This is a genomic window from Aminobacter sp. P4_H6_2 (assembly GCF_056400805.1).
Genome location: NZ_JBFUKO010000856.1, coordinates 1 through 1,846, shown reverse-complemented (window position 1 = coordinate 1,846; position 1,846 = coordinate 1). Strand labels below are relative to the sequence as shown.

Here is a 1,846-nt window from a genome sequence, read left to right as displayed (position 1 = left end):
CTCTTGCCTGTGCTGGGCGCGATGCCGAAACGGCCACGCTTCATCTATACCGGCGGCTGCTGGCTGTTCGGGGCAACCGGAGCGCGCGTGGCCACGGAGGAAACCCCGTTTAATCCTTTGCCGGCATTCAGCGGGACGATCGACACTATGAGGCGTGTGCTCGAAGCGCCCGACATAGACAGCTTCGTCGTGCACCCGGCGATGGTCTATTCGGCCGAGGGCGGCGTGTTTTCGTCCTTCATGGATGCGATTCATGAAGGAAGGCCGGTCGAGGTGATCGGCTCCAAAGAGGTGGTCTGGCCGCTGATTCACGCAGAAGATTTGGCGGAGCTTTACCTCAATGTTCTCGAAAAGGCGCGAGCCGGCGCGGTCTACAACGGTTCGGCCATTGATGGCCTGACGGTCGGCGAGATTGTCCTTGGGGTGGCGCGGCAGCTTCGGACGGAGCGTCCAGAGCTACACATCGTCAGCGTCGACCTTGCTGCGGAAAATCTGGGCGAGTGGGCGCGGGGCTATGCGATCAGCCAGCGCCTGAGCGGAGACAAGGCGCGGGCCGAACTCGGCTGGAAGCCGGTCCACCACGATGCGGCTTCGTTGTTTTGAGGGAGCGAATGGGGAATAGCGAGTAGCGAATAGGGAAAATTGGGGTTGAGCGCATTTCGAGCGCGAATATTCCTACTCGCTACTCGCTACTCGCTACTCGCTACTCGCTACTCGCTACTCGCTACTCGCTACTCGCTACTCGCTACTCGCTACTCGCTAATCGCTACTCGCCTGAAGATCGGCCAGCAGCTCGTCAGTCGGCCAGCCATCGACAGGCAGCTTGAGACGTATCTGTTCCTGGCGGATGGCTTCACGAGTGTTGGTGCCCAAAATGCCGTCGATGCCGCCGACGTCGTAGCCCTTGTCGGCCAGCTTCTGCTGCAGCTGCTTCATGGCATCGCCTGTCAGGCCCGGGTCGGGATTGCCGCGATCGAAGGCGGGCTGGCCGGCGAGACGCGCGGCAAGATGGGCCGCGGTCAGCGTGTAGGTCGCCGACTGGTTCCACTCGAGATAGACATCGTAATTGTCGTAGGTCAGGAAAGCCGGACCCTTGCGGCCCATTGGCAAGACGATTGCGCCCTTGAGCCCATTGTCCTTGAGCGGGCTGCCGTCGCGCATGGTGACGCCCATTTCGGCCCATGTGGCCAACGGCTGCTTGTTGGTACGGCCTGTCTGTTCCCAGGCCATCTCGGCGGGAACCCGAACTTCCTCGATCCACGGCTCGCCGCGCTTCCAGCCGCGCGACTGGATCTTCTTGCCGGTGGTCAAGATGACGTCGGCCGGGCTGTTGCGCAGGTCGACAATGCCGTCGCCGTCGCCATCGACGCCGCGCGCCAGATAGTCGGTGGGCAGGATTTGGGTCTGGCCGATTTCGCCGGCCCATGCACCCTTGACGTCGGCGGGCAGGACGTTGCGGTCGATCAAGGTGATCAGCGGGATCACCTGCGGGCGGAACAGGTCAGGCCGGCGGCAGTCATGCGCCATCGTCACCAGCGCGTTGAGCGAGTTGAAATTGCCCTGCACCGCGCCGAAATCAGTCTCTAGTCCCCAGAACGCAGCAATCACCGGTCCGGGCACGCCGTAGTCCTGTTCGGCGATGGTGAAGTACTGGCCATATTTCTGCAGGTTGGCGGCGCCGTGCTTGAGCCGGTAGTCGCTGATCATGCGCTCGGAGAACTGGGTGAAGGTCTGGGCGAAGACGCCCTGGGCGCGATCACGTTCCAGCACTTTCGGGTCGAGCGCAGCGTTGGCCAGAGCCGCAAGCCCCTGTTCGCCGACGCCGGCGGCACGGGCCTCATTGGCA

The 1,846-nt window shown here is 62.9% G+C and carries 2 protein-coding genes; one reads left to right on the top strand and one right to left on the bottom strand.

The annotated features are described in order from the left end of the window. Window positions 1-21 precede the first annotated feature (21 nt). Entirely contained in the window at window positions 22-603 is a 582-nt protein-coding gene (locus AC1DUU_RS31000) for an NAD-dependent epimerase/dehydratase family protein (RefSeq protein ID WP_476787141.1), read from the top strand. A 156-nt stretch (window positions 604-759) separates the two neighbouring features. Here the strand turns inward: AC1DUU_RS31000 and AC1DUU_RS30995 are convergent. Further along, a partial coding sequence (locus AC1DUU_RS30995; RefSeq protein ID WP_476787140.1) for a lytic murein transglycosylase occupies window positions 760-1,846 on the bottom strand: 1,087 nt, incomplete at its 5' end.